We start from the raw sequence: 6657 nt of genomic DNA, 5'->3' as shown, positions 1-6657 counted from the left end.
GTGATATGAAAACAATGTTTGCTCAAAAAACACATTCCTTAAACAAACATTGCTCACTGAAAACAAAGTTTGACCAAAAATTTTTAACGGGTTTAATAAATCAGATCTTAAATTGAATATGAATGCAGCACGGGGTACGATAGTGTAAGCCTTGATAATGAAAGAGTTGAAGGGGAAATGGATTGCTTAAATTGGCAGTCCTTTTCCCTTTCTTCTTACCCCTCCCCCCTGAATTTTGAGCAGACTTTGTTTCAGTTTAGGGATATGGATTGGAAGAAATATGGGAAGAAAAATGAATGGAAAACATAAAAAGGGAAAATGTGGGCAATAAACAGAATATGGGAGATGTAGATTTGACAAGGCCTGGGAGGGTATGTGTGAGCAGACTTTTTTATCTTTTAGAGCAGACTTTATTTGGGTTACATAAAAAGTGTGTAATTGGATCTTAAATTGAATATGAATTCGGCACAGGGCACGATATCGTAAGCCTTGATAATAAAAGGAATTGAAGGGAAAATGGATTGCTTAGACCGGCAGTCATTTTCCCTTTTTCTTGATATTGTACAAAATTGTAAATATAATGGGCAAATGGAAGCATCATAGTCCTTCAATAATTATATCTAATGTGCTACTATAAAAATGATAATTACTAAAAATTGTGCTAATTTGTACTTATATGTGGAGTGTGAAAACTAATGGCAAAATTAACTTTACAGGAACTTGAATCGACGCTTTGGAAAGCCGCTGATATTTTGAGGGGAGAACTTAATGCGGCTGAGTATAAGGATTACATATTCGGTCTTTTGTTTTTAAAGAAAATGAATGATGACTTTGAAACTGAAAGGCAGAAAAAGAGAGAGGACTTCTTATCCAAGGGAATGTCTAAATCTGAGATTGAAAGGCTGCTTGAATATCCTCTCACTTATGAAACATTTTTTGTTCCTCAAAGAGCAAGGTGGGATAAACTCAGAAACCTTACGCTAAATATTGGGCCTGAACTTGATAAGGCATTTAAGGCAATCGAGGACGAATCGAAAAATTCTGAACTGATTGGCGTGCTTACAACAGCAAACTATAATGATAAGGAAAGGGTGCCCGACAAGAAACTGTCCCAGTTGTTATTATTATTTGACACGCTAAATCTTTCAAGAGACAACCTTGAGAATGACGATGTGCTCGGAGATGCATATCAGTACCTTATAAAGCAGTTTGCAGATGATGGCGGTGCAAAAGGGGGAGAATTCTATACTCCCCAGGAGGTAGTAAGGACAATGGTCCGATTGCTAAAGCCTCACGAAGGTGATAGGATATACGACCCGACTGTCGGCAGCGGCTCGTTTTTGATTCAGTCGATTAAGTACATAAAAGAGAAGGGCGGAAACCATAAAAATGTTTCTGTAAACGGGCAGGAGATAAACCTTTCAACATGGGCCATATGCAAGATGAACATGATATTTCATAATGTAAAGGGAGCAGATATCAGGAAGGGCGATACCATAAGAACACCCATGCATCTTGAAGGTGGGACATTGAAGACATTTGATATTGTTCTTGCCAATCCACCGTTCTCGCTTAAAAACTGGGGCTATGTCGAGGCACAGGCTGATCCATATCACAGGTTTGTATACGGAATCCCTCCAAAATCCTACGGAGACCTTGCGTTTGTATCACATATGGTAGCAAGCCTTAATTCAAAAGGTAGGATGGCAACGGTAATTCCCCATGGAGTGCTTTTCAGGGGTGGGGCGGAAGGCAAAATCAGAGAAGGATTCATAAAAGATGACTTGATTGAAGCCATAATAGGACTTCCTCAGAACATATTCTATGGAACAGGCATTCCTGCAGCAATACTTGTAATAAACAAGAATAAACCGCAGGACCATAAAGGGAAAATACTGTTCATTGATGCCAGCCAGGGATTTGTTAAAGACGGAAATAAGAATAAACTTCGGGACGAGGACATGGACAGGATTGTGAAGACTTATGAAGAGTATAAGGATGTGGAGAAATACGCATCTGTCGTGGTTCTTGATACCGTTAAAGAAAATGACTGCAATCTCAACATAAGCAGGTATGTGGACACAACTGAGGAAGAAGAGGAAATTGATATAGACCAGGTTTTGGATGACATAAGGGAGCTTAAGTTTAAAATGGCGGATACAGAAGAAAAGTTAAATAAGTATCTTAAAGAACTGGGATATAGCACAATATAGGGCAGGTGAAACAGATGAAGAAGGCAAGAGAAGGATATAAGATGACTGAATTGGGTGAGATACCGGAAGATTGGGAAGTAAATTCACTCAAAGACGATATTGAATTAATATCTGGGCAACATGTATGTGCAAGTGATTATTCGGAGGAAAAGATTGGCATTGGATATTTGACAGGTCCAATAGACTTTCCAAATGGTAAAATACATAGGACAAAGTATACGGATAAGCCAAAAGCAATGTGTGAAAAGAATGATATACTTATTACTGTAAAAGGTTCTGGAGCCGGAAAAGTTATTATATCTGACGATCAATACTGCATCAGTAGGCAGTTGATGGCTATTAGAACAAACAAATGGAACTATAAATATATTTTTTACTTCCTTCAGAGCATGCAGGATAATTATAATGAAAGTGCAGTTGGATTAATTCCTGGTATCACACGGGAAGATATAAACAACAGTTTAGTTGCTATTCCAACACTCATAGAGCAACAAAAAATAGCTTCGATTCTTTCTACTGTTGATGAACATATTGAGGAAACTGAAAGTTTAATAGAAAAGGCAAAAGAGCTGAAAAAAGGGCTTATGCAAAGACTCCTCACAAAGGGAATAGGGCATACAAAGTTTAAGAAGACAGAAGTCGGAGAAATACCTGTGGAATGGAAGGTAAAGAGGGCTGGAGAAGTCTTTTACACAGTAACTGATTATGTTGCGAATGGAAGTTTTGCTTCATTAAAAGAGAACGTTAATTATAGAGATGAAGAAGATTATGCAATACTAATAAGATTGACTGATTATAATAACAATTTTCAAGGACCATTTATTTATATTGATAAAAAAGGGTATAACTTTCTTAATAAAAGTTGTTTAGAGCCAGGAGACATAATAATTGCCAATGTTGGTGCTTATGCAGGATTTCCATTTAGAATTCCAAATATAAACAAACCAATGACCTTAGGCCCTAATGCAATATTAGTAAGGAGTAATGAAAACAAAGATTACATTTTTTATTGGTTGCAAAGTAGGTTCGGCCAGGAAAGTTTAAAAGATATAATTTCAATTACTGCTCAACCAAAGTTTAATAAGACAGATTTTAAAACATTATTAATTCCGATACCAAGTTATAAAGAACAGCAGAAGTTAGCATTAATTCTATTATTAATAGACGAAAAAATATCCCAGTATGAATCGCAAAAAGAAAATCTTAAACGACTTAAAAATGGGCTTATGCAAAAACTTCTTACAGGTAAAATACGAGTAAAAGTTTAATCATTTATAAGATAAGTATTAAGAAGGTGTGATATATGCCATATCTTGGTAACGAAGAAACCCTTGTTGAATTGCCGGCAATAGAATATCTAAAGAGACTTGGCTTCGAATTCGTCCATGGAGACGAACTTACTCCTGAAAAGGGAGAAAGGGATACATATACTGAGGTTATACTTGTCAAAAGGCTGAAAAGGTCATTAAAGAGGATTAATCCATGGATGGACGAGAGCAATATAAATAAAGCGGTGAGGTATCTTTCAAGGCCGGAGAATCTTGGCGCAAGCCTCCTTGAGATTAATGAAAAGATATATGATGCAATAGTAAACCTAAACTATTCATTGGAACAGGATATCGACAGAAGCAGGCTAAAAAAATACCATACTGTAGAATTCATTGACTGGGATAACCTCAATAATAATGAATTCCTTGTGACGAGGCAGTTTAAGGTGCAGGGACCTGACGAAAAGGCTATCCCTGATATTGTCATATTTATCAATGGCATTCCGGTGGTTGTACTTGAATGCAAATCACCTTTTCTTGAAAAAGACAGTGATGAAAAAGCAGGAAAACAAGAGGCATATACCCAGTTAAGAAGATATATGAATGAGAGGGAACCTCAGAGCATGGAAGGTGCCCCAAGGCTTTTTTATACAAATTTTTTTACCGGCATATTGAATAAATACCACGGTTACCTTGGTACCATAACCACGGATTATACACATTACATTGAATGGAAGGATCCATATCCTTTTAAAATAGAGGGAATTGAGAATGCAGAAAACTTTGGGCAGAATATATTCCTTCAGGGATTATTAGAGAAAAACAATATCTTGGATATACTGCAGAACTTTATACTTTTTGAGACGGACAAAGATTCTGGAATAAGGTTAAAGAAAATATGCAGATACCAACAGTTCAGAGCAGTAAACAAGGCGATACACAGGCTTGTAAATGGCAAGGACAGCCTGTCAAGGGGCGGCATCGTATGGCATACCCAAGGCTCTGGCAAGTCGCTTACCATGGTATTTCTGGCAAGAAAGATTAGACATATACCTGAACTTGCCGATGCCATAATAGTTGTGGTAACGGACAGGATTGACTTGGACAATCAGATATTCAACACGTTTATGAGAACATTGTCGGGTACGACTACTCCGGTTCATGCTGAAACCGTAAGTGAGATGAAGAAAATTTTGTCTCTTGCCCAGCCTCAGGTTATAACGACAACAATACAAAAATTCCAGAGTGATAAGGATGAAAGGGTAATTCTAAAGGATGAAAAGCAGGGGACCGGGCTTAACTTTGAAAAGGAGTTCGAAGTTTTAACCACAAAGTCAAATGTTATAGTATTGGTCGACGAAGCACACAGGAGCCAGTATAAAGAAATGGCCAGGAATATGAGAGACGCTCTTCCCAATGCTGCATTCATCGGCTTTACGGGCACGCCTATTGACAGAGAGGATAAGTCAACCCCAAGGACATTTGGCTCTTACATAGATAAGTATTCAATACAGCAGTCAGTTGACGATGGAGAAACTGTCAGGATCATCTATGAGGGTAGGAGGCCTGACCTACAGATAAAAGGAGATTCACTGGAGGAATTGTTTGAGCAGGCATTTGAGGATAAGACTGGCGAGGAAAAGGAAGCCATAAAGGCAAAGTATGGCAGCAAGAAAACACTCGTTGAGTCGGATGACAGGATAGATGATATTGCACAGGATTTGCTCAGGCATTACAAGGCTCAGGTATATCCAAACGGATTTAAAGCCCAGGTCGTATGTGTATCGAGGGAAGCATGTGTGAAATATTATAATGCATTGAACAAACATATGGCAGAAATAATGGGAGAACCCCTCGAAGCCAAAATAATATTTTCGGGGAAACTAAACGATCTCCCTTATTTGAAGAAATATTATACAACAAAGACTGAACAGGATGGGATTATAAAAAGGTTTATAAAACCTTTAAATGAGGATAAACTCGTATTTATAATTGTAAGGGATATGCTGCTTACCGGGTTTGATGCACCGGTGGAACAGGTGATGTATCTTGACAGGCCATTAAAGGAACACAACCTTCTCCAGGCGATTGCAAGGGTGAACAGGACCTGCGGAGACAGGAAAAAGTGCGGATATGTGGTGGACTATTACGGAATATCAAACTTTTTGGAAGAAGCATTATCGATATTTGATAAGAAGGAATTGGGCCAGCCGATGGAGTCAACAGATTCTGTCTACAAGCAGATGTTGTCCTACAGGGAATCGGTAATGGGGATATTTGCAGGGGCGGATAAAAACAATATTGATGAACTTGTAAAATGCATTGAGCCTGAAGATAAAAGAGCAGAATTTGAAATGGCATATAAAAGGTTTGCAGGTACAATGGAACAGTTGCTTCCAGGTCATGTACCCACAGAAAATATAAACGACTTAAGATGGCTTACATATATAAGAGCCGCAGCGAAGGCAAGGTTTGAGCCTGAGTCCAAACTCAATATATCAGACTGCGGTGAAAAGGTGAAAAAAATAATCTATGACCACCTTAAGTCCCTGGGCGTTCAGCAGTGGATAAAGCCGATAACATTGTTTGACCCGGACTTTAATAAGAAAATAGGCAAACTTAAAAGCGATGAAGCAATAGCATCTGCAATGGAGCATGCGGTAAAATGCGTTATTCATGTAAAGCTTGAGGACAATCCGGTATATTATACAAGCCTCCTTGAAAAATTGCAGAAAATAATTGACGAAACAAATAATGACTGGATTGAGAGAAGAAAACAACTCGAGAAGTTCATAAATAGTGAAATTGAGCATGGAGAAAAGGATGAAGCAGAAAGTCTGGGGCTTACAGATAAGGAATTTTCATTCTTCGAGGTTGTAGAGAAGAATATATCCTATCATGAAGATAGCGTCGTTAAAGAGGACATGGCGGAATATATAACGGAGGATGATATTGAACTATCAAAGAACATAGCAAAGGATGTTGCAGACATTGTTGAAAAGAACTATACGGTCGATTGGGCTGCAAATCCGACCAAAACTGCGGATATAGAGGGAAGTATTTTTATGATGCTGAATCTTAAGTATTTTAAGCAGATAAGTTTGGAGAAAAGAAAGCAACTTGTGCAGCCTCTGCTGCAACTTGCAAAAAGGCATTACTCAAAGATTGAGGGATAA

General features: G+C 38.1%; 4 protein-coding genes. All 4 read left to right on the top strand.

Translation table 11 applies throughout. From position 1 onward, the window contains the following. Positions 1–296: 296 nt before the first annotated feature. On the top strand, positions 297–449 hold the full coding sequence (locus QME45_01540; GenBank protein ID MDI6617343.1) for a hypothetical protein: 153 nt from the start codon (positions 297–299) through the stop codon (positions 447–449). 246 nt (positions 450–695) lie between these two features. After that, positions 696–2213 carry a type I restriction-modification system subunit M gene (locus QME45_01535; protein MDI6617342.1) on the top strand — a complete coding sequence of 506 codons (1518 nt, stop codon included), beginning with the start codon at positions 696–698 and terminating at the stop codon, positions 2211–2213. A 14-nt stretch (positions 2214–2227) separates the two neighbouring features. Further along, positions 2228–3481, top strand: coding sequence for a restriction endonuclease subunit S (locus tag QME45_01530; protein MDI6617341.1), 1254 nt, complete (start codon positions 2228–2230; stop codon positions 3479–3481). A gap of 35 nt (positions 3482–3516) precedes the next feature. Continuing rightward, positions 3517–6657, top strand: a complete 3141-nt coding sequence (locus tag QME45_01525; GenBank protein ID MDI6617340.1) for a type I restriction endonuclease subunit R — start codon at positions 3517–3519, stop codon at positions 6655–6657.

Source organism: Clostridiales bacterium (assembly GCA_030016385.1).
Taxonomy (GTDB): Bacteria; Bacillota; Clostridia; order Clostridiales; family Oxobacteraceae; genus JASEJN01.
The sequence above is the reverse complement of the archived record's forward strand: the minus strand, read 5'-3'. Positions and strand labels throughout refer to the sequence as shown.

Bases quoted from the DNA above. Each gene is read 5' to 3' on its own strand.
- QME45_01525 (MDI6617340.1), top strand. From the start codon at position 3,517: ATGCCATATCTTGGTAACGAAGAAACCCTTGTTGAATTGCCGGCAATA.
- QME45_01535 (MDI6617342.1), top strand. From the start codon at position 696: ATGGCAAAATTAACTTTACAGGAACTTGAATCGACGCTTTGGAAAGCC.
- QME45_01540 (MDI6617343.1), top strand. From the start codon at position 297: ATGGAAAACATAAAAAGGGAAAATGTGGGCAATAAACAGAATATGGGA.
- QME45_01530 (MDI6617341.1), top strand. From the start codon at position 2,228: ATGAAGAAGGCAAGAGAAGGATATAAGATGACTGAATTGGGTGAGATA.